This is a genomic window from Pseudomonas sp. K5002 (genome assembly GCF_013386655.1).
Lineage (GTDB): Bacteria > Pseudomonadota > Gammaproteobacteria > Pseudomonadales > Pseudomonadaceae > Aquipseudomonas.
Genome location: NZ_JACARK010000091.1, coordinates 6,633 through 6,902 on the forward strand (window position 1 = coordinate 6,633; position 270 = coordinate 6,902).

Genomic DNA, 270 nt, shown 5'->3' on the forward strand with positions numbered 1-270 from the left:
CACATTTGATCTGCGGTGTTACTGCAATTGCAGTGTCGAGTTGAACTGACTGATCGCATCCACCACATGCCGTGACCCTTCCTGAATCTCCAGGATCACCTGCCCCGCCTCATTCGCCAGCTCCACCCCAAGCCCCGTGCGGCTCAGGCTCGACTGCATGCTCGACACCGCGCTGATCGACAGGTCGTGGTTCTTGCGCACCACATCCACAATCTCGATCGTCGCCTGGCTGGTTCGCGCCGCAAGGCTGCGCACCTCATCCGCCACCAC

At 60.7% G+C, this 270-nt stretch carries 1 protein-coding gene; it reads right to left on the minus strand.

The annotated features are described in order from the left end of the window. Positions 1-18: 18 nt before the first annotated feature. Positions 19-270, minus strand: a 252-nt coding sequence (locus HX846_RS05725) for a methyl-accepting chemotaxis protein (protein ID WP_256739779.1), incomplete at its 5' end; no start/stop codon positions are given.